The sequence below is a fragment of the Sphingomonas citricola genome, from assembly GCF_019429535.1.
In the GTDB taxonomy this organism is placed as follows: domain Bacteria; phylum Pseudomonadota; class Alphaproteobacteria; order Sphingomonadales; family Sphingomonadaceae; genus Sphingomonas; species Sphingomonas citricola.
Genome location: NZ_JAHXZM010000001.1, coordinates 543,615 through 561,255, shown reverse-complemented (window position 1 = coordinate 561,255; position 17,641 = coordinate 543,615). Strand labels below are relative to the sequence as shown.

Annotated in this window: 27 protein-coding genes and 1 tRNA gene; 16 read left to right on the top strand and 12 right to left on the bottom strand. The window is 63.0% G+C overall.

All coding sequences use genetic code 11. From position 1 onward, the window contains the following. Positions 1–66: 66 nt before the first annotated feature. The 5 genes from moaA (at position 67) to KZ810_RS02840 (ending at position 3,099) form a co-directional block, all read left to right on the top strand. Positions 67–1,080 carry a GTP 3',8-cyclase MoaA gene (gene moaA, locus KZ810_RS02860; RefSeq protein WP_219767460.1) on the top strand — a complete coding sequence of 338 codons (1,014 nt, stop codon included), beginning with the start codon at positions 67–69 and terminating at the stop codon, positions 1,078–1,080. After that, entirely contained in the window at positions 1,077–1,856 is a 780-nt protein-coding gene (locus KZ810_RS02855) for an NAD kinase (RefSeq protein WP_219767459.1), read from the top strand. Before moaA ends, KZ810_RS02855 begins: the two co-directional genes overlap by 4 nt. A gap of 76 nt (positions 1,857–1,932) precedes the next feature. Continuing rightward, positions 1,933–2,007 (top strand) — tRNA-Asn (locus KZ810_RS02850). Between the two features lie 149 nt (positions 2,008–2,156). Continuing rightward, positions 2,157–2,675 carry a Panacea domain-containing protein gene (locus tag KZ810_RS02845; RefSeq protein WP_219767458.1) on the top strand — a complete coding sequence of 173 codons (519 nt, stop codon included), beginning with the start codon at positions 2,157–2,159 and terminating at the stop codon, positions 2,673–2,675. Then, positions 2,656–3,099 (top strand): hypothetical protein, encoded by a 444-nt coding sequence (locus KZ810_RS02840; protein WP_219767457.1) that lies wholly within the window; start codon positions 2,656–2,658, stop codon positions 3,097–3,099. Before KZ810_RS02845 ends, KZ810_RS02840 begins: the two co-directional genes overlap by 20 nt. Here KZ810_RS02840 and KZ810_RS02835 read toward each other — a convergent pair. The 4 genes from KZ810_RS02835 to KZ810_RS02820 are packed head-to-tail and all read right to left on the bottom strand — an operon-like array spanning position 3,096 to position 5,185. Beyond that, positions 3,096–4,307 carry a tyrosine-type recombinase/integrase gene (locus KZ810_RS02835; RefSeq protein WP_219767456.1) on the bottom strand — a complete coding sequence of 404 codons (1,212 nt, stop codon included), beginning with the start codon at positions 4,305–4,307 and terminating at the stop codon, positions 3,096–3,098. The genes KZ810_RS02840 and KZ810_RS02835 overlap by 4 nt on opposite strands. Beyond that, complete coding sequence (locus tag KZ810_RS02830; RefSeq protein WP_219767455.1) at positions 4,300–4,536, bottom strand: hypothetical protein; 237 nt, start codon at positions 4,534–4,536, stop codon at positions 4,300–4,302. Before KZ810_RS02830 ends, KZ810_RS02835 begins: the two co-directional genes overlap by 8 nt. Further along, a complete protein-coding gene (locus KZ810_RS02825) occupies positions 4,536–4,910 on the bottom strand; it encodes a thermonuclease family protein (protein ID WP_219767454.1) in 375 nt (124 codons plus the stop codon). Before KZ810_RS02825 ends, KZ810_RS02830 begins: the two co-directional genes overlap by 1 nt. After that, positions 4,904–5,185: a hypothetical protein gene (locus tag KZ810_RS02820; protein WP_219767453.1), complete on the bottom strand. Its 282-nt coding sequence runs from the start codon at positions 5,183–5,185 to the stop codon at positions 4,904–4,906. Before KZ810_RS02820 ends, KZ810_RS02825 begins: the two co-directional genes overlap by 7 nt. 54 nt (positions 5,186–5,239) lie before the next feature. Here KZ810_RS02820 and KZ810_RS02815 point away from each other — a divergent pair, with 54 nt between their 5' ends. Further along, the gene (locus KZ810_RS02815) at positions 5,240–5,431 is read left to right on the top strand and encodes a hypothetical protein (protein ID WP_219767452.1); all 192 of its coding nucleotides are present in this window, start codon (positions 5,240–5,242) and stop codon (positions 5,429–5,431) included. Positions 5,432–6,148: 717 nt separating this feature from the next. On the opposite strand, the gene KZ810_RS02810 is transcribed toward KZ810_RS02815, so the two are convergent. The 3 genes from KZ810_RS02810 to KZ810_RS02800 all read right to left on the bottom strand — a co-directional run bounded on the left by KZ810_RS02810 (position 6,149) and on the right by KZ810_RS02800 (position 8,399). Beyond that, a complete protein-coding gene (locus tag KZ810_RS02810) occupies positions 6,149–6,388 on the bottom strand; it encodes a hypothetical protein (RefSeq protein WP_219767451.1) in 240 nt (79 codons plus the stop codon). Next, entirely contained in the window at positions 6,385–7,614 is a 1,230-nt protein-coding gene (locus KZ810_RS02805) for a hypothetical protein (RefSeq protein ID WP_219767450.1), read from the bottom strand. Before KZ810_RS02805 ends, KZ810_RS02810 begins: the two co-directional genes overlap by 4 nt. Positions 7,615–7,760: 146 nt before the next feature. After that, positions 7,761–8,399, bottom strand: coding sequence for a LexA family transcriptional regulator (locus KZ810_RS02800; protein WP_219767449.1), 639 nt, complete (start codon positions 8,397–8,399; stop codon positions 7,761–7,763). A 56-nt stretch (positions 8,400–8,455) separates the two neighbouring features. On the opposite strand from KZ810_RS02800, the gene KZ810_RS17420 reads away from it, so the two are divergent. Then, positions 8,456–8,707, top strand: coding sequence for a transcriptional regulator (locus tag KZ810_RS17420; RefSeq protein ID WP_219767448.1), 252 nt, complete (start codon positions 8,456–8,458; stop codon positions 8,705–8,707). 52 nt (positions 8,708–8,759) lie between these two features. On the opposite strand, the gene KZ810_RS02790 is transcribed toward KZ810_RS17420, so the two are convergent. Further along, positions 8,760–8,957 carry a hypothetical protein gene (locus KZ810_RS02790; RefSeq protein ID WP_219767447.1) on the bottom strand — a complete coding sequence of 66 codons (198 nt, stop codon included), beginning with the start codon at positions 8,955–8,957 and terminating at the stop codon, positions 8,760–8,762. Positions 8,958–9,010: 53 nt separating this feature from the next. On the opposite strand from KZ810_RS02790, the gene KZ810_RS02785 reads away from it, so the two are divergent. From KZ810_RS02785 to KZ810_RS02765, 4 genes are read left to right on the top strand one after another with little or no spacing between them, the layout of a single operon-like run. After that, positions 9,011–9,478 carry a hypothetical protein gene (locus KZ810_RS02785; RefSeq protein ID WP_219767446.1) on the top strand — a complete coding sequence of 156 codons (468 nt, stop codon included), beginning with the start codon at positions 9,011–9,013 and terminating at the stop codon, positions 9,476–9,478. Then, on the top strand, positions 9,475–10,467 hold the full coding sequence (locus KZ810_RS02780) for a CHC2 zinc finger domain-containing protein (RefSeq protein WP_219767445.1): 993 nt from the start codon (positions 9,475–9,477) through the stop codon (positions 10,465–10,467). The genes KZ810_RS02785 and KZ810_RS02780 overlap by 4 nt, the downstream gene beginning before the upstream one ends. Next, positions 10,464–11,894 carry a replicative DNA helicase gene (locus KZ810_RS02770; RefSeq protein ID WP_308461480.1) on the top strand — a complete coding sequence of 477 codons (1,431 nt, stop codon included), beginning with the start codon at positions 10,464–10,466 and terminating at the stop codon, positions 11,892–11,894. The genes KZ810_RS02780 and KZ810_RS02770 overlap by 4 nt, the downstream gene beginning before the upstream one ends. Continuing rightward, a complete protein-coding gene (locus KZ810_RS02765) occupies positions 11,894–12,766 on the top strand; it encodes a hypothetical protein (protein WP_219767444.1) in 873 nt (290 codons plus the stop codon). The genes KZ810_RS02770 and KZ810_RS02765 overlap by 1 nt, the downstream gene beginning before the upstream one ends. 4 nt (positions 12,767–12,770) lie before the next feature. On the opposite strand, the gene KZ810_RS02760 is transcribed toward KZ810_RS02765, so the two are convergent. Together KZ810_RS02760 and KZ810_RS02755 are read right to left on the bottom strand one after the other, a co-directional pair. Beyond that, positions 12,771–12,959, bottom strand: coding sequence for a hypothetical protein (locus tag KZ810_RS02760; RefSeq protein ID WP_219767443.1), 189 nt, complete (start codon positions 12,957–12,959; stop codon positions 12,771–12,773). 97 nt (positions 12,960–13,056) lie between these two features. After that, positions 13,057–13,266, bottom strand: a complete 210-nt coding sequence (locus tag KZ810_RS02755) for a hypothetical protein (RefSeq protein ID WP_219767442.1) — start codon at positions 13,264–13,266, stop codon at positions 13,057–13,059. Positions 13,267–13,527: 261 nt separating this feature from the next. On the opposite strand from KZ810_RS02755, the gene KZ810_RS02750 reads away from it, so the two are divergent. From KZ810_RS02750 to KZ810_RS02735, 4 genes are all read left to right on the top strand, one after another. Further along, positions 13,528–14,019 carry a hypothetical protein gene (locus tag KZ810_RS02750; RefSeq protein WP_219767441.1) on the top strand — a complete coding sequence of 164 codons (492 nt, stop codon included), beginning with the start codon at positions 13,528–13,530 and terminating at the stop codon, positions 14,017–14,019. Between the two features lie 263 nt (positions 14,020–14,282). Next, positions 14,283–14,675, top strand: a complete 393-nt coding sequence (locus KZ810_RS02745; RefSeq protein ID WP_219767440.1) for a hypothetical protein — start codon at positions 14,283–14,285, stop codon at positions 14,673–14,675. Positions 14,676–14,736: 61 nt separating this feature from the next. Further along, entirely contained in the window at positions 14,737–15,261 is a 525-nt protein-coding gene (locus tag KZ810_RS02740) for a hypothetical protein (protein WP_219767439.1), read from the top strand. Positions 15,262–15,396: 135 nt separating this feature from the next. After that, on the top strand, positions 15,397–15,795 hold the full coding sequence (locus KZ810_RS02735) for a BLUF domain-containing protein (RefSeq protein ID WP_219767438.1): 399 nt from the start codon (positions 15,397–15,399) through the stop codon (positions 15,793–15,795). A 64-nt stretch (positions 15,796–15,859) separates the two neighbouring features. On the opposite strand, the gene KZ810_RS02730 is transcribed toward KZ810_RS02735, so the two are convergent. After that, entirely contained in the window at positions 15,860–16,120 is a 261-nt protein-coding gene (locus tag KZ810_RS02730; protein WP_219767437.1) for a hypothetical protein, read from the bottom strand. A 328-nt stretch (positions 16,121–16,448) separates the two neighbouring features. Continuing rightward, the gene (locus KZ810_RS02725) at positions 16,449–16,652 is read right to left on the bottom strand and encodes a hypothetical protein (RefSeq protein ID WP_219767436.1); all 204 of its coding nucleotides are present in this window, start codon (positions 16,650–16,652) and stop codon (positions 16,449–16,451) included. A gap of 269 nt (positions 16,653–16,921) precedes the next feature. Between KZ810_RS02725 and KZ810_RS02720 the strand changes: the two genes are divergently transcribed. Beyond that, positions 16,922–17,569, top strand: a complete 648-nt coding sequence (locus KZ810_RS02720) for a hypothetical protein (protein WP_219767435.1) — start codon at positions 16,922–16,924, stop codon at positions 17,567–17,569. Positions 17,570–17,641: the final 72 nt, after the last annotated feature.

Sequence of the window (17,641 nt, the reverse complement as noted above, 5' to 3'; positions counted from 1 at the left end):
CAACCAAGCCGCCAATCGTTCGTCATGCTCTTGTGACACGCCGTGACCCCGCTTAGCTCTTCGTCCATGACCACGACATCGAACAGGACGGAGTCGTCGCTGGTCGACGGTTTCGGCCGCACGATCCGGTATCTGCGCGTGTCGGTGACCGACCGCTGCGATCTGCGCTGCCGCTATTGCATGGCGGAGCACATGACGTTCCTGCCGCGCGCGCAGATCGCGACGTTGGACGAGCTGGCGATCATCACCGAACGCTTCATCGCGCGCGGCGTCAACAAGGTCCGCCTCTCTGGTGGCGAGCCGCTGGTTCGACGCGACGTGATCGACCTCGTTCAACGGCTGGGTCGCCACGTCGGCAATGGGCTGGACGAGCTTACCATGACGACGAACGGCACGCGCCTGACGGAATATGCCGATCTGCTCGCGGGTGCGGGGATGCGGCGGATCAACGTCAGCATGGACACGCGCGACGCGGATAAATTCCGCTTCATCACCCGCCACGGCGACGTCGCGCAGGTGCTGGATGGTATCGCCGCCGCCCGCGCCGCGGGCCTGCGGGTCAAGATCAATATGGTGGCGCTCAAGGACTTCAACGAGGGCGAGATCGGCGACATGCTCGCCTGGTGCATCGACGAGGGTCATGACCTGACGCTGATCGAGACGATGCCGCTCGGCGAGGTCGAGGAGGATCGTACCGATCGTTTCATGCCGTTGACCGCGGTGAAGGAGATGATCGAGGCGCGCTTCACGCTGGAGCGCGACATGAAGGGAACGGGCGGCCCCGCGCGATATTGGCGCGTGAACGGAACGTCGACCCGGCTAGGGTTGATCTCCCCGCTGACCGCCAATTTCTGCGATGGCTGCAACCGCGTCCGGCTGACGACCGAGGGCAAGCTCTACACCTGTCTCGGTCACGACGATCAGCGCGACCTGCGCCACGCGCTGCGCGAGGGCGGGACGGCGGCGCTCGACGCGGCGATCGAGAGCGCGCTGATGACCAAGCCGCGCCGGCACGATTTCCGGATCGAGCGCGACAGTGCACCTGCGGTTGCGCGCCACATGAGCGTCACCGGCGGATGAACGACTTCCCGCGGCGGGCATTGGTCGCCTCGCCGACGCCGCCCGCGCAGGCTGCGCGCGCCGAACTCGCCGATGCGTGGGACTGGGTGCCCGTCGAGGAAGCCGACCTCGTCGTCGCGCTTGGGGGCGACGGCTTTATGCTTCAAACGCTTCACATGCTGCTCGAACGCCGCAAGCCGATCGTACCCGTGTTCGGAATGAACCTCGGCACCGTCGGCTTTCTGATGAACGAGTGGCGGCATCACGGTCTGGAAGAGCGGATACGGCGCGCGAAGTCGTTCAAGGTGACGCCACTCGCGATGACCGCGACCGGGATCGACGGGCGGGTCCACGCGCTGCCGGCGATCAACGAAGTGTCGTTGCTGCGTGAAACGCGCCAGACCGCCAAGCTTGAGGTGACGGTCAACGATCGTGTCGTGCTGGAGGAATTGTCGTGCGACGGCATCCTGGTCGCGACGCCCGCCGGGTCGACCGCGTATAATCTTTCGGCGCATGGGCCGATCCTGCCGCTCGGCTCGGCGATGATCGCACTGACGCCGATCAGCGCGTTTCGCCCGCGGCGCTGGCGCGGTGCTATCCTGCCCGATCGCGCGCGGGTCACGCTGCGGATACTTGATGCAGCCAAGCGCCCGGTGTCGGCCGTCGCCGATCAGCGGGAGATTCGCGATGTCGCCTGTGTCGAGGTCTGCATGGATCGCGCCCGCGAATTGACGCTGCTGTTCGATCCCGAGCACGCGCTCGACGACCGAATTTCGATGGAGCAATTCGTCGTCTGACTTCCGTGCTGCGTTAGGGCAAAAAAGGGGTTGTGCCGCGAAAATCAGCGTTTATAGACGCGGCTCCGCGCAGCGTTCCCTGATAGCTCAGCGGTAGAGCTCTCGACTGTTAATCGAGCGGCCGTAGGTTCGAATCCTACTCAGGGAGCCATTTTCTTCGCAGAAAAGCGCCACTTTCTACATCGCCGTTGCTGCGCACGCCCGGTCATTATGACAGGCGTTATTACATTCATTATGACATTCTTGCTATGTTCTGCTCGCGCGACTATATGATTCGCGGCTGAGAAAGGAGCGGCATCGATGGCTTACCGCTCTACCGAAATCGCAAACGAGTTCCTCGCCCAGCCCGGCGCGATTGGTTCGTTGACGCAGATGCAGCTTCAGAAGCTGACGTATCTGGCGAATGGCTGGAATTGGGCGATTAACGGTGAACAGCTGATTTCAGAGCCTGTCGAGGCATGGGATTACGGGCCCGTCTATCGGGATCTGTATGATCACACCAAGTTCTTCGGCAAGCAACCGCTCAGCCGCGGCGTGACTCCCGACGACAGCGAGGCTGCAAGGGTGTTTGGAATTCCTGGCGGTGGCAGATCGCCGGCGTATCACGCTCACTTGCATCCGCGCGAACGGGCTGTCGTCGAGCACGTATGGCGGCGGTACGGTAGGCTATCCGGCGCCCAGCTCTCGTCTATGACGCACCAACGCGGAACGCCCTGGTTCGAGACGTACACGAAGAGCGGGAAGAGCGCGCCGATTGATCAAGGTCTAATCCGGCGACACTACGACGACCTTGCCACGCGTGCTCAAGCCCCGGCTTGACCCATCAATAATTGACTCTGCTCCGATCGCACCCACTGCATCGGAGCAAGGCGACGACGATTCCTATTTGACTGTGATCGGGCAGCTTGCGTCCGAATTAGAGGCTCGTGACGCAGAGCTTGCTCGAATCGCAGCCAAGAAGACGGTCGACGAGGTGAAAGCGCAGATGCTCGAGCGCTATTCCGACAACGTCTTCCGATTTGTCGTTTGCTACTGCATCGCCGTGGGGTGCATGCTGCTACTCGCGGGCTTCCACAAGCATACGGACTTCGAGCTTCCAGACACCATTCTCGCGATTATCGCTGGCAGCACAGCCGTTTCGGTAATCGGCCTCATCGGAATGGTTGTAAGCGGTCTGTTCGGTCGATCTAAGACCGCAATGCCCAAAAAGCGCTATGGAAAGTCGAAGTCACCTGCCTCCTAATCGGCTGCCGTCCCCGCCGCGAGCACCGCAATATGCTCACGCCTCCTCGCCGCAATCCGCACGGCCTTCTCCTGATTCGCCTTGTTGTAGATCCGCGTGACCTCGAGCGTGCTGTGCCCGCTGACCGCGCGAACGTCGTCGGTCCCGCTGTCGCCGATCTCGGTGATGCCGCCATGCCGGAAGCTGGTAAACTTCACCGCGGCGTCGAGCCCGGCGGCCTTCGCGACACGGCGGTGCAGCTTGGTGACGTAATCCTTCGTGTACCGCTCGCCGGTCCGCTCATCGCGTACGATCAGCTCGTCGTCGGCACCGCGCGTCAGGCGGGCGAGCTCGGCCTCCAGCTCGGGATATAGCTCGAGGCGATCGGCGCCGGTGCCATCCGCCAGCGGGATCGTCACGACGTTGCCGGTCTTGGACTGCACTAGCCCGATCGACACGCCCGGCACGTAGTCGCCCCAGCGAATGCCGCGCTCGATCCTCTTGTCGGGATCCTCGTAGCCGAAGGCGTCGTAGACGCGCTGGCAGACCTCGAAGCAGATCGCGGCGGCGGCGGCCATGCTCGGTCGGCCGAGCTCGTGCGCGGCTGCGCGATAGGCGTCGTATTCAGCGCGCGTCGCAGCGCGATTGCCCCGCCCTGCCCCGCTGCTCGACTTGATTCCCATGCCGGCGAACGGGTTCTCCTTCACGCCGGTCGCCTTGTTGTGGCGTGACGCCTGATTCCACACCAGCCGGCAGACCTGCATCATGTACGCGCCCTGCCGCTCGCCGTGCTTCTCCCGCGCTTTGCGGTAGAGCGTGTCGGCGGCGGTGGCGTCGACAGCGGCGGCGCGGCGCTGACCGAAGGTGCCGGCCTTCATCGCCATCGTCTCGACCGCGTCCATCGCGATCCGGTATCCGGCGCGCGTGTTGTGCCGCAGCTCCTTGAACTTTTCGAGCCCGCGGTACCAATCGAACAGCCACTGCACCGTGCCAGGCGTCAGCTTCGCGCGCTCGCCCTGCCGCCACTGCGTGAAGGCCTCGTTGAGCGCGTTCGCTTTCGAGATCGCGCCGGCGAGGTCGGTCCCGAGCGGCGACGAGACGACCGGACATGTCTTGCCGTGCCGCGCGGCCGGCGGGGCAGCCCAGCGCGGGCGGACCCAGAAATAGGCCGGCTCGCCTGTCGCGCGCTTGTGCGCCTGGACGTAGGCCGGGAGCCGGATGCTAGCCAAAGTCGAAATCCTCGTCATTGGCGCTGGATGCGAACAGGCCCGCAAGTGCAGCGTCGAGGTCGACACGGAGCGCGACGGCGGCACCGTTCGGCCCGCGCGCGCGGAACGTGACCTTCCCGGCCTTCTCCCAAGCGCGCAGCTGCGTCTCGGCGACACCGGTGTAGGCGAGCGCCGTCTCGCGATTCATGCCGGCGGGCCAGTCGGGGAGCTGGTGGAGGGCCATGCCCATCAGCGGCACTCCCCCATCTTGTAGCGGCGCCAGTAGCTATCCCAGCGCGTAGCGGCGCCCGCGGCGAGCATTGCGCAGGACAGCGATCGGCCATCCGGCAGTGTGCAGCGCGCGACGATCCGGCTGTATGACCGATCGACCGGCTGGCAGGTCAGACGCTTGCGAAGGGTGAGACGCGAAGCGACCCGCTGACTGGCATCTGCTGCGCGATCGTCGCAGACATATGCGGCTCGGTGCGTGCGGCAGGGCTGAGCACTCTCGTAATCGGGGGCCTGAATGCCGGCGACGCGCACCTTCTTGCCATTGCGGCACCACAGCGGGCCGTCACCATCGTGCACGCGTACGACCTCGCAGACGAAGGGTGCCATCAGCATGACCGCTGCTCCTCCAGGATATGCCGACGCACCGCGTCACCAAGCGGGGTCAGCTGGTATCGCCCGTCCGACGGTCTGCTAGCCGGCTGCATCAACTCAGCCGCGAGGAGGGCGCGGCGCACGATCCTGTTGATGACGGGAGGTTGGGGCACGTCCGCCCAGCCCAGGTCCAAGACCATGTTGCGTTGCGCAGGTGACAGGCTCGCAGCCAAAGCGGTTACGCGAGCAACGTTCGGTTCGACGGCTGATTGCCGGTCTGGTGTGAGGTCGGTCATGCGTGGCACCTTGCTCGCAGCGACTCGAACTGTCGCTCATTGATGGAGAGAGACATGAAGCTTCTGCTTGCCGCGCTCACCGCATCTGCTCTGCTCACCGCTCCCGCACAGGCAGCCGCCTGCCGCGACGCGAAGGGCAAGTTCATCAAATGCACGGAGAAGGCGCCGACGAAGCCGATCCGCTGCAAGGACGCCAAGGGCAAGTTCGCGAAGTGCGGCACACCGGGGGCGACGCCGGTCAAGTAACCGAACCGGCTAGCCGCTCGTGTCAGGAACGATGGGGCGCGGCTGGCTGTTTTCGACCACAAGCGCGCGAGGCGCTGGGAGACTTGTATATGCGTAACAAATTGATGGGCATCTTCGCTGCCCTGGCGATGCTTGTGACCGGCTTCGGCGCAAGCGTTGCCCCGACAGAGGCGTCGGCCCAGTCGTACCGATACGATCGCGGGTACTACCGCAACCGCGGGTTCAACCGTGGCCGCTACTACGCGCCGCGTCGGGGCTTCCGCGGATACCGTGGGTACAGAGGCTATCGCGGATACCGCGGTTACCGGAATTACCGCGGGTATCGTGGCTATCGCGGATACCGCAATTACCGTGGGTATCGCGGCTACCGTGGGTACCGGAGCTACCGTGGCTACCGCGGACCGCGTGGCTACTATGGCCGGCGCTACCGCTACTGACACCTGACGGGCGGCGGCAGCCATAGCTACGCCGCCCGCTTGGCCGGGAACGCGACGACACGCTCGCCATCATCCCCGCCACCTTCCCTGCCCTTCCACTCTCCGCAGAAGCGACTCTCATGTGTCTCAGGAAACTCGGACACCGTCAGACCGCCGCAGGTCACAACCGTAGGGCCGTGAACCTGACAGGTGCCGACATCGTAGCTGGCGCGCGGATCACGCGTAGCGTTCGCCAGCCGCGGACCTGAGCGGGTCCAGTAGCGGCACGAGGCGCAGTTCATCATAACGGCACCGCGCTGTCATATTCCCCGCAGCCGCTGCTCTCATGCGTGATCGGGAAGGCACTGGCGACATACAGATCGCGCTCGACCTCGTCGTGATCAGACAAGGGCGTACTCAGGCCCGGTAAGATGCGAGCGAGCAACTGGTCGTTGATCCGCGGCGGGTAGCGGCGGCAGTCGCCTAGCTCGGCGCTTGCGCCCTTGTAGCGATCCCAGTGAGTGCAAGCCCGGCAGCTCATGCGCCCTGCTCCGACAGGTCCACACCAGCAATGCGGGCAAGGTCCTCGATTGCCGACCACAGCACCTTGTCGCCGATGTCCGCTTCAGCGACACCGGCCTTGAAGGTCGGGTCTGCCGGATCAACGACTGCATGGTCCGTCCAAGCGTCGGCACAACTGAGCGGCATTACGACCCGCAGCTTTGCGATCACGCCTTCAAGCGTGCTGGCGCGCTCGGCCCACAAGACCTTCTCGGCCGTGATCCCACGCTCGTAGCGAGCGTCGTTCTCTTCGTCCGACATCAGGTTATCGACGTCTGCCAACGACGCCGCGCGCTCCTTACGAACGATGCGGAAGGCGTCGAGCAGATGAGCATCGCTCTGCAGATAAGCACCATGCCGACCGAACCGACGTGCATCGGCAGCGATCTTTGCGGTGATCGAGCGATCCTGCGCGAGCCGCCACTCATCGCCCTCAGCCACGATCTTGAGCTTGATGGCCAATTCGTTCTGGCTGGGAGCGGTAAGCTTGAGCAGCCGCTCCAGTGCCTCGCCTTCTTCGCTCACGAGGCGGTCGTAGTGGTCCTGCATGTCCGTCGTGACGCTCATGCCGGCCGGGGTGTAGTAATCGCGCTCGTACTTGAGGCGCTCGCGCCGTGCCTCGGTGAAGGTCTCGTATCCCTTCTCCCATGCAATCATCGGACCGCGCATGTATGGATCGACGGGTGCGACGATGAGTGCATTTGCGTCCGCCACCAGCGCCTCAAACGAGGTCTCGTAGCCTTCGCAGACATGGCACTCCTGCCCGATGAACGCCTTGATCTTGTAGGCCAGTGCCGAGGCGTCCGGTGCCGGGATCAGGACCACAGCCTCAATGGCGAGGTCGACGGCACGGACCAGAACGCCATACTCGTCCTCGCAGCGGGTCACGTATGCGAGAACCCCAGCGATATCGAGCCCGGCGTTGCGCGCCTGTTTATACAGCTCGTTCGCTGGCTGCATGGTCTTGTTGAAGTACGTGTCGCGAGCGCTGATCGCCCCTTCCATCTTCGCGCAAGCCGCATCCCAATCAGCGACCGGATCGCTGGTGATCTCGTCGAGAGTGGCGTCGCGGATGTCGGCGGGTAGCTGGTCAGCCTTCTCGCGAACGGCGAGCGCTGCCGGACCAGCGTTGAACACAACACGGATGTTGGGCCGCGGCGTTGGCGCGGCATAGGTGAAGTCGGAAGGCTTGAGCTGGGTTGCCATCGTGCATCTCCTGCGAGGACGCAGGAGTGCGGCAGAGGCATCCGAGGAGTGCGTGCGTTACGAGCCTGCGATCACCGTCTTCGGCCCGGAGGCGATCAGGTGATACGCGATCAATAGCTAACTATGCATAGTTTGCCAAGCGCCCATCAACACTTTGCTTCAGAGTGCCAAACGATACGGCCAAATATGAAGACGTCGGCGTCATTCACCTCCACTGTGTGGTGGGGTCCAGCATCCGCTGTAAGCATCAGTCGTTGAGGTGCTATTCGAGTGACACGACGGATCATGGCTATAGAGGCAAGCGAGAGCGCCCAGACGCCACCTTGCCGATCGATGGTGACCTGCGTTTCATCTACGATGACGTGATCATCGGCAGCGATCGAAGGCGCCATGTCGGAGCCTAGATCACTCAAGACGAAAAAGTCTCCCTGGTCAGCTGGTCTATTAGGGTCAAACGGCAGCAGTCGACGATCAAAAAAACGCTCAGCGCCAGTCGCTTCGTTGATGTCAAACGCAATGTCGGAAAGCGATAGGGATCGCAGCGCTACAATCCATGACTTCCCGTCATCGGCAACGAACCCCTCTCGGGCAGCGGCTTCACCTTTCAGCCATTCTTCCGTGACGCCAAGGGCCTTTGCGATATCGGGCAAATAACGCGTTCTACGAGTCTTCCCATTTAGAATCTGCTGAACAGCGGCAGCTGAAACGCCCGCCAAAGACGCCAGCGCCGCTTGGGACATACCGCGCTCGGACATTACTTCCTGAAGGCGATCACGTTTGATCATACTATATCCATAGTTTGCTATGGATCGAAGCTGTCAGTGGTGCTACGATCCGCGGCATGCATTCTCCCAAGGTCATAGACGGCTATGAGGCTTTGCTCAAAGCAATCAGTGCCGCTGGTAGCCAAGGCAAGCTCGCATCAATCTGCGGCTGCACGTCTGGCAACATCTGGCAGCTCGTACGTCGGCGAAGCGCCCTTCCGCCTCGCTATGTTCTGCGCGTTGAACAAGCCACGGGAATCTCCCGTCAGCTTCTACGAAGTGACCTCTATCCTGCCGCAAATTTCGATGTCGATGACCATCGCGGTTAAGAAATGTTTGGCGCGGTCTTTGATCGTCTCCCCTGTAGAGCCAATCTTTGGCTTAGTCATTCGACGCCACTGCTCCACGCAGCACTCCTGTCAAAAACGACATGAACTCGGCGGCGCCCCCGTACAGCGTCTCTTTGTTCAGCTGCTCCAGCTCAGACAAGAAGTGATGCACCGTGTCGTTTGGCAGGTCTGCATGTCGCATCGTGTCGACGAGCACCGCAATCAGGTTTGCCAGAGCGACCGTGGTCATCTCGTTTCCGCGTCGCGCTTTTCTATCCTTCACCATGGTCTGGGGATTGCCGCATGAACGCGCCGTACATCCACGCCCGCCGTCGTACCTTTTCCGCGTTAAACGCGGTGGAGGCACAGAACGCTACGCTCACGTCGATCAAGACGGAGGATGGTGCAACGTGGAACGACATCGGCCGCGTGCTCGGCAAGTCCGAGGATCGTGCTGCCGCCTACGCGAACACGGCCTCGCCCATCGACATGCCCACGTTCCTCGCCGGGTGTCGCGAATGGGGCGGCCGCTTCGCGGACCCCCTGCTCGGGCTGGTGGGTGGACGCTGGGCCGATGCTGGCAGCGTCTGCACTGGCGACGATCCGGCTTCGCTGACGATCGCCCAGCTACTCCCCGCCATCATGGCTGCCGAGTTCGACGGGGTCACGACCTGCGAGGAACTGGCGCCGCAGGAAGCGCTGATCCGGCGCGTCCATGCCGTAACCGGTCGCTGGCTCGACATGATCGCGACCGGGAAGGCACAGGCATGAACGCCTATTCCTACGAACAGGCTGCCACCTTCCGCCGCATCGTCGACGAGGCAAAGGACAAGCACAACATCAGCGACGTGGTCGCGCGCCGGGCTAAGGTGACGAAAGCCGGTCGCGAGAAGGTATCGCTCTGCTTGTTCCACCAGGAGCGCTCCCCATCCCTGCGGCTGAACGACGCCAAGGGCACCTACCATTGCTTCGGCTGCGGAGCGTCGGGCGACATCGTGTCGCTCGTAATGCACGCCGAGAAGCTGAACTTCCGTCGCGCGGTCGAATGGCTCGCCGGTGCGAACCTGCCGTGGGTCGATCCTGCCGAACGCGTGAAGGCCGCGAAGGAAGAGGAAACCGAGCGGCAGGCTGCGATCCAGCGCGCGCAAGCCGTGTGGTATGCGGCGGAGCTGTGCGACGAGACGCCAGCTGAGGCGTACGCCCGCTCGCGTGGCATCACCATGCCACTACCGCCAAGCTTTCGCTTCGGCATGACCCCCGCCTGGTACGACGACGACACTGGCGAGTGCGGCCCCAACGTGCCCGCACTGCTCGCCGCCGTGGCCATTGAGGGTCAGCCGTACCCGGTCGGGCTCCAGCGCATCTTCATTCAGCCCGATGGATCAGCGAAGGCGGACATGCTGAAGCCGAAGCGCTCGCTCGGCCGCATCAAGGGCGGTGCTGTCCGCGTCACCTGCCGGAGCAAGGACACACCGCACGAGGTGATCGTCACCGAGGGGCCGGAAGACGCGCTCTCGCTCGCGCAAGAGCTTCCGGGGCGTGAGGTGTGGGCATGTCTCGGCACAGCGCTGATGATCGAAGCGCAATACCCGGCCCGCATCCGCTCGATCGTCATCGCAGGACAGAACGACAAGCCGGGGCGCGAGGCGGCGAACAAGGCAGCGGAGGGTCTGCGCACACGCGGGTTCGACGTGCGGATCATGTATCCTGCGGACGGCTTCAAAGACTGGAACGATCAGCTGCGCGGTATCCGTTCGTGAGCGGATTTGGCGATCAGCTCGCGTCCGCGACACCGGCGTCGACGCTGTGCAACGTCGAGGCGGAGCTTGGCCTGCTTGGCGACCTGATCGCCGACAACCGCATAATCGACCTGTGCGCCGATCGCTGCCGTCCGAACGACTTCTCCGTGCCGCTGTACGGGCAGGTCTACGCGCAGATGCTGGAGCAGTCCGCGCGCGGTGCCACGGTCGACAGCGTCACGCTCGCCCCGCACTTCGCTGCCGACGCTGAGTGGCCGCGCCTGTCGAACATCCTCGCAGCGGCATCGCTGAACGCGGGCACGCGCGAGCGCACCAAGGCTTACTTCGAGCAGGTAATTGCGCTGTCCGCTCGGCGCCGGCTGGTGGCAGGATTGCAAGACGTCGTCGTGTCCGCCCGCGATTTGACCGTCACCCGCGAGGAGCTAGTCGCCAACGCTGACGAAGCGGTCGGCGCAATGGTGGATGACAGCACGATCCGGCAGGCTTCCGCTGGCAGCTACGCCGAGCAAGTGATCGAGAGCTTCGGCAAGCCGATCGTCGGCGTTCGTTGCGGCATCATCGGCTCGCTTGACGATGCGATGGGCACGTTGCGCCCGACCAACATGGTGGTGGTCGGCGGTCGCCCCGGCATGGGCAAGACGGCGCTCGTCACCTCCTATTCCATCGGCGCTGCCAGCCGCGGCCACGGCGTGCTGATCTTCTCGCTAGAGATGAGCGCAGACGAGCTTACCCGGCGGATCCTTGCCGACATGACGTTCACCAACAAGGGCGGTGTCCCGTACGAGCATGTCCGTGACGGCACGGTGAAGCCGCACGAGATCGACGCCGTTCGCGCTGCTCAGCGCCGTCTCGCCGAGATCCCGCTTGAGATCAACGACGGCTCGGGGCTGACGCTGCAACGCTTCATCCGCCAGGCCCGCCGCCACAAGCGACGGCTGGAAGCGCGCGGTGAAAAGCTGGAGCTGGTGATCATCGATTACCTCCAGCTGATGAGCCACAGCCGCCGCGGCATGTCGCCTTACGAGCACGCCTCAGAGGTGAGCATGGGCATCAAGCAGTTCGCCAAGGACGAGGGTCTGACGGTGATCGCCGTCGCGCAGCTCAGCCGTGAGGTAGAGAAGCGGCCGGACAAGCGCCCTATCCCCGCCGATCTGCGCGACAGCGGACAGATCGAGCAGGACGCCGACCTGATCGTCTTCGTCTACCGCGAGGAAGAGTACCTGCGCCGTAACGAGCCCGAGGATCAGTTCGGAGCCAGATACGAGGCATGGCGCACCGACATGGAAGCGGTGCGCGGCAAGGTCGAGTTCCTCGTTCCCAAGCGTCGCAGCGGTCCGACCGGCAAGGGTGTCGGCTTCTTCTTCGGCGCCAACGCGGCCGTGCGCGGCAGCGAGTTTTATCGTCAATCTCAACCGGAGGTCCGCTGATGGCCCGCATCCGTTCCGTGCACCCTGGCCTCTGGACCGATGAGCGGTTCGTAGGCCTGTCCGCCTTCGCCCGCCTGTTCTTCATGGGGCTGTGGGGAGAGTGCGACGACTTCGGCTTGTTCGAGTGGTCGCCGCTCAAGCTCAAGATGCGGCTGCTGCCGGCAGACAACGTCGATCCCGCGACGCTGCTCGCCGAGCTGTTCACCGCCGGTGCCATCATCAGCTACGAGGTCGATGGTCACACGTACGGCGCCGTCCGCAACTTCTGCCAATACCAGCGTCCGAAGAAAGCGACAGCGACCTACCCGCAGCCGGAAGCGGTTCGCCAATGGGTCGGAATCGAGGCGCGTGCAAAGCGCGACGGTGGGGAACAAGCGGCCCCGGCCTCACCCACCGCTTCCGAACCAACCCTGCCTTCAACCGCGCCGAGTTCGGAACCAGTGGGGAACCAGTTACCCACCAGTGGGGAAAAAGCTCGCCAGATGGAGGATGGAGGAGGGAGAAGTAGTTCCGTAGCTAACGCTACGGCTGCTGATCCGCCGGATTTGAGCAAGCTCGTTTTCGACGAGGGCGTGAAGCTGCTCACCGCTGCCGGCAAGTCGACCAGCTCGTCCCGGTCGATGATCGCGAGGTGGGCGAAGACGCACGGCGACGGCCCAGTGCGGGAAGCGCTGATCGCGGCTGTCGGCAGGGCTCAGCCTGTTTCGTGGATCGAAAAACGGCTGCGGGAACGTGCCACCGTCGAGGATGAAGCCCGAGCGCTGAGCCGCGTCCGTGCCGAGCGCTACCGGCAGCTTGACGGACCGCCGCCCGAGGTGATTGCTCGAATGCAGAACGGCGCATTTTGCCTGCCGGAGCCGGCAGCGGCATGACGACCTACCGCTTGCTGCGGTTGTCACCCCTGAGGTCGTCGGCTGTGAGGTCGGCTTGTGGTTTGTCGCCAAGGTGTTTTTCCTTGGTGTCCTCTTCCTCGCTACCATCGCGGAACGGCGGTGCGTCGCGGCTGGGTACGTCGAAGTCGGTCTGGGACGAGGGCGCGTCCTTTTGCGAGGAAGGATCGTCCATCTGGGTTCTACCGTCAGCCATGCTCAATACAGCCTTCTCAATTTTCAATGGAAACAGCGAAAGGGTTGAGCCTGCTCGTCTAGAGAGCAAGCCCTCCTCACTCTTCACCAGCATCCGTATCGAAGTCTTCTCGTCCAGCTTTCGCTGCGTCCTCGACCTTGTGTGGCTCATTATCATTACTCTGCTCACCGCCAGAATGACCCTTCGTGATGTCGCCAGTCGTAGTGCCACCAGGATTAGATGCCTTGATATCAGCGGTTGGATCGGAGCCTTCGCCTTGATTTGCCTGATCGCCTGCCATGGTCATTTCCTCTTCTGTTGATCTGGCAACGAGCGGAACTGCCAATCGGGCGCGCTTACTCACGCAGGTTAGTCAGAATTGCCAACGAATCATGCCGCTTGTTCGGGAGATAACGAGATGAGCCGGGGAAATAAAACAGCGGTACGTAGTTCGGTGGATCGAGCGTCATGGGCGGGTTCGGCAATCTCGGCGGGGCTACGGGGGCAGGCTGGCCCTGCCCGACCGCAGCGACCGAAGGAGGTCAGGACCAAGCCAGCGCGCCAGCCGGTGCAGGAACACGTCGACGCCACACCTGAGCGGATCGCCCGTGCTGAGGGCAACCACGAAATCGTCGACGCGATCATCGACAGGGCGGGCGAACGCGCCAAGCTGACGCGCCAGTTCGCTGACAGCGCGATCGACCGGATGCACAAGCGAGGGCAGCTCACCTATGCTCAATGGTACGCCTGCGACTGGTACATGCGGCTGCATGCCGAGGCGATGAGCGCGCCGCGCGTGGTGGCGGCATACGGTGACGGCGTGGGTGGAGGTGGGAGCGAGAGCTACGGGCAGCCGCGCAGCCGGCACCAGTGGGATGCGCGCCGGAAGCTCCGTCAGGCGCGCGCGGTGATTCCCGCACAGATGCTCGGCCTGTTCGATCGAGTGGTCGTCGCCGACGACATGCCGGCATTTCTCAACGGTCGGCAGCGAGCCCGCTTCGCGGCCCGCATCGCAGATACGGCAGGGTTGCTTGCTCACTGGTTGCGGATCTCGGTCTGAGGCGATAGCTCAGTAATCTGAGCGATAGCAGCCGGGTGTGCTCGCAATCGTAAAAGAAAGGCCCCACCGCATGGACGCAGCCACCAAGCAGGCGCAGTGCACGTTAATTCGGCAGCTGCTGACCCAAGCGCTAAGCATTGCAGATGAGATAGGCGAACACCTTCTCGGTGCTCAGATCGACCATGCGCTATCTTGCGTGCACTCATCAGGGGAGCGAGTGATTACGAACTCATAGTCCGGGTTGAGGTGGGGGGCACCGAACAATGGCAAGCAAGCAATATCAGCAACTCGCGATCGCGGCGCGACAGATCCTCGTGTCCAAACGCGCGCTGCAACGAAGCCTGCCTCGCGGATTGGTCAACGATCCGGCGGTAGACATCCTGCTATCGCTGTTCGTGCATGACGTCGATCGGGTCGTCATGACGGACACTGAACTCGGGGCAATCGTGGATTGCGCTACGCCATCGGCGTTCAACCGGTGGTTGCTGGCACTCGAGGCAGAACAGTTGACTCAGCGTCGCGTCGCTCACGACGACGAGTTCTTCGTCGAACTAACCGACCACGGCAGGAAGCGCGTTGCCAATGCCCTGATGAAGGCCGCTGGCGCAGAGCGAGGGGTTAGGATTGATCCTCTACAGGGGTATCAATCACCCTAGTTTCTCTGGCCTGGTAAATGCGATGCAATAGCCTTGCGGGCCTCCCCACATTCAATAAGCCTTGATCGAGATCAGGGGGAGTTTCGAAATGCATGCTGGGGATATCGCGCGAGGGGCGCCGACGTGGGTCTATATCCTGTTGGCTGCACTGATCGTTCTGGGTGTGCGCAGGCTGCGTACGAGAGAAGTGCCGGTAGTAGTCGCGCTTATTCCTTCGGCCGCATTTCTGATCTGGAGCCTGACGGGGGTCGCGGCATTCGCTGAGCGGGCAGGCTTTGGTTTGGCTGCCATCGCTTGGCTAACCGGCGTCGCGGTCGGCGCAACGAGCGGGGTCACCCTACCCGACGCACGCGCCCAGCGTCTGCCCGGAGGCCGCGTGCGACAGTTTGGGTCGGTCGTGCCCCTCGCACTATACCTTGGCGTCTTTGTGATCCGCTTCGCCTGCGGGGCATGGGCGGGCATTGTACCGGACCAACCCAACCTCGCAACGGCCATCGGCATAGCTGCCGGTGCCGCGGTGATGGCTCGCCTGATCGTGTCCGTGCTGCGGTGGAAGAGCAGCGTGACAGACATGGCCGCTGTCTAGCACTTAAATGCTATTGACGTGGCTGTCCGTTTCAGCCATGCATATCAGTAGATCGAAGAGCCGCGCCCAGCAGGGTTGCGGCTCTTCCTTGTTATGGGGTGCGGAACATACCGCACTGCCACACGCTGCACTGCGATGCACCGCCTGATCTATGTAAGTCGTTCTCTGATCGCTGGACTTCCTGACGCCGTAGCGGAAATCGTCGAGCGGTCAGCGGTGCGCAACGCAACAGCCGGTGTCACCGGCATGCTGTGGCATGACGGCGGGCACTTCATTCAAGCGCTTGAAGGCGACGTCGACGCGGTGGCTGCGACATTTGGCCGCATCATGGATGACCCCAGGCACACCGCCATTGACATCGTTGCCAATCGCGCGATTGCTCGGCCCATGTTCGGTGCGTGGTCAATGATCCAGGCAGACGAGAGCAAGGTTGGCACCGAAAGCGCCGTATTCCTCTATGGGCTCACTCATGATCAGGACACGCCGGGCAAGCGCCGCATGCGCGAGGTTTTGCGGGAAGCGTTCGAAGCGTAGGTCGGAGCGCTCACTTTTTGGATTTGAAAGGCAAAGAGGGGCGGCGAGCGCCCCTCCCAACTCTTCAGGCTTGGGGTTCAGCGTCCCGCGCGGCGGCTTCCAAGGCCTCCACGTTGTCATTCGAGGAAGTGTCAGCAACGCGTGAATTGAAACGCGGGTCAGTTCCGCGGGGGTTATCGCAGCCACGCTGATCAGGATCGAACACACCCGGATCGGCAGGCATATTCTCGCAACGCACGATCTGCGCGGACGACGGCGACACCAGCGACACGCTCGCTGCTGCCATGCCGAATGCTGCAAGTGCGACCTTTGCAAAGGCTTTCATCATACTCTCCCGTAGCCGGTTGCTCCGGCTGCGAGGATGCTTTCACGGCAGGCGGCCTCACACAAGGCACGTACCGGTCTGATAACGTTGGCATTCGTCCTTTATTTGCGGAGAGCGGCAAGGTCTGGAATGACGCCAATGCAGAGCTGCCTTTAAACCTATGTTAGCCCTGATGCCGATATTTACAGCCGGTGCCCCACACCACTGATCCAATTCTCGCCAGCCTCATGGACGTGCTGGCTATGCTCGATGAGCGAAACGAAGGCAGCTCGCTTTGCGCCTGCCACCTTTCGTCCGCCATCGATGCGCGACTGACGATGCTGCTGGATCAGAAGCGATAGGGATCGCGCACCAAGCCTTCGAGCTCATGATACACGGCCGCTCGATGCGGCAAGTTTTGCTCGGTCATGCTATTGCGCATCATGTGAGCGATAACGCCGGCCTCGGAGCCAAACCGCTCAACCCATCCGCCCTTCAATCCGCGCGCTTCGCGTAGAGCCTCACTCTCACCGCTGGCGTTCGTTTTGCTCATCTCGATCGCCAGGCTGTTGTTGGTGGTCGGTCGTAAGCAATGGGCAAGCCTTAGGTCCGTGTCGATGCAGGTTTCTTACAATATGGTGCATGATGCCGAGCGTCTGTGCGGTCGCCCGGGTATTTCGCGGATCCGGGCTAACCCTCGCACCTGGCCGCCCATCCCGTAACATTATTGCGTCTGAACGCACGATCCGACCCCTCCCTTGGGTCCTTCCGGCCGATCGCGTGTATACGGGGGGCAAAGGCGCGAAGCGTGTGTAGCTACGAATGCCGAAAGGTGTTTCCACTATGCCCAGCGGCGTTTCGGTTAGAGCTTTCGCAAAGCTGGACGGCTGCTCGCACACGCTGGTGAGCAAGGCGATTCGTCAAGGAAAACTGGCAGTTAGCGCCGACGGGCTGCTTGATCCCGCACTAGCTGGCACAGGGTGGCGCAAGCAGAACCGGGTGGAAACTGCTGGCGGAAACTCGAAAGGTGTTTCCGCTTCTGTTGCCACCGGCGGTGGCGAGGTGGAAACACCTAAGCGGCGCCGCGGTCAGGCTGGCGCGGAGCCGCCTGAACCGCTCGACCTATCGACCGAGGACTTCATCGACGGCGTCCTTTCCGGCCGCTTCGTCAGCCAGGCGCAGGCGGAGCAGATTAAGGAAAACGGGCTCGCCGCGAAGAACCTGCTCGCCGCCCGGCGCGAGGCTGGCGATGTCATCGACCTCGAAGCCGCCGAGACTGTGCTGTTCGCCCAGGCGCGCGCCTTCCGAGACGCGTGGCAGAATTGGCCGAACCGGGCCGCGCCGCTCATCGCCGCCAAACTGGGCGTGGATGTGGAGCCGGTGCTGGAGGCGCTGAACGAGCATGTCCACCAGCAACTCGTCGACCTCGGAGAACCCGAAGCCGACTTCGCCGACGCTGGGGAAGGATGATCGACTAGAACGCGCGTGGCGGCGTGGGATAACCCCGCCGCCATATATCACGGTTCCCGAATGGGCCGACCG

Excerpts from the sequence above, each read along its gene's own strand:
- moaA (WP_219767460.1), top strand. The coding sequence starts at position 67 with ATGACCACGACATCGAACAGGACGGAGTCGTCGCTGGTCGACGGTTTC.
- KZ810_RS02855 (WP_219767459.1), top strand. The coding sequence starts at position 1,077 with ATGAACGACTTCCCGCGGCGGGCATTGGTCGCCTCGCCGACGCCGCCC.
- KZ810_RS02845 (WP_219767458.1), top strand. The coding sequence starts at position 2,157 with ATGGCTTACCGCTCTACCGAAATCGCAAACGAGTTCCTCGCCCAGCCC.
- KZ810_RS02830 (WP_219767455.1), bottom strand. The coding sequence starts at position 4,536 with ATGGGCATGGCCCTCCACCAGCTCCCCGACTGGCCCGCCGGCATGAAT.
- KZ810_RS02825 (WP_219767454.1), bottom strand. The coding sequence starts at position 4,910 with ATGCTGATGGCACCCTTCGTCTGCGAGGTCGTACGCGTGCACGATGGT.
- KZ810_RS02820 (WP_219767453.1), bottom strand. The coding sequence starts at position 5,185 with ATGACCGACCTCACACCAGACCGGCAATCAGCCGTCGAACCGAACGTT.
- KZ810_RS02815 (WP_219767452.1), top strand. The coding sequence starts at position 5,240 with ATGAAGCTTCTGCTTGCCGCGCTCACCGCATCTGCTCTGCTCACCGCT.
- KZ810_RS02810 (WP_219767451.1), bottom strand. The coding sequence starts at position 6,388 with ATGAGCTGCCGGGCTTGCACTCACTGGGATCGCTACAAGGGCGCAAGC.
- KZ810_RS02805 (WP_219767450.1), bottom strand. The coding sequence starts at position 7,614 with ATGGCAACCCAGCTCAAGCCTTCCGACTTCACCTATGCCGCGCCAACG.
- KZ810_RS02800 (WP_219767449.1), bottom strand. The coding sequence starts at position 8,399 with ATGATCAAACGTGATCGCCTTCAGGAAGTAATGTCCGAGCGCGGTATG.
- KZ810_RS17420 (WP_219767448.1), top strand. The coding sequence starts at position 8,456 with ATGCATTCTCCCAAGGTCATAGACGGCTATGAGGCTTTGCTCAAAGCA.
- KZ810_RS02790 (WP_219767447.1), bottom strand. The coding sequence starts at position 8,957 with ATGACCACGGTCGCTCTGGCAAACCTGATTGCGGTGCTCGTCGACACG.
- KZ810_RS02785 (WP_219767446.1), top strand. The coding sequence starts at position 9,011 with ATGAACGCGCCGTACATCCACGCCCGCCGTCGTACCTTTTCCGCGTTA.
- KZ810_RS02780 (WP_219767445.1), top strand. The coding sequence starts at position 9,475 with ATGAACGCCTATTCCTACGAACAGGCTGCCACCTTCCGCCGCATCGTC.
- KZ810_RS02765 (WP_219767444.1), top strand. The coding sequence starts at position 11,894 with ATGGCCCGCATCCGTTCCGTGCACCCTGGCCTCTGGACCGATGAGCGG.
- KZ810_RS02760 (WP_219767443.1), bottom strand. The coding sequence starts at position 12,959 with ATGGACGATCCTTCCTCGCAAAAGGACGCGCCCTCGTCCCAGACCGAC.
- KZ810_RS02755 (WP_219767442.1), bottom strand. The coding sequence starts at position 13,266 with ATGACCATGGCAGGCGATCAGGCAAATCAAGGCGAAGGCTCCGATCCA.
- KZ810_RS02745 (WP_219767440.1), top strand. The coding sequence starts at position 14,283 with ATGGCAAGCAAGCAATATCAGCAACTCGCGATCGCGGCGCGACAGATC.
- KZ810_RS02735 (WP_219767438.1), top strand. The coding sequence starts at position 15,397 with ATGCACCGCCTGATCTATGTAAGTCGTTCTCTGATCGCTGGACTTCCT.
- KZ810_RS02730 (WP_219767437.1), bottom strand. The coding sequence starts at position 16,120 with ATGAAAGCCTTTGCAAAGGTCGCACTTGCAGCATTCGGCATGGCAGCA.
- KZ810_RS02725 (WP_219767436.1), bottom strand. The coding sequence starts at position 16,652 with ATGAGCAAAACGAACGCCAGCGGTGAGAGTGAGGCTCTACGCGAAGCG.
- KZ810_RS02720 (WP_219767435.1), top strand. The coding sequence starts at position 16,922 with ATGCCGAAAGGTGTTTCCACTATGCCCAGCGGCGTTTCGGTTAGAGCT.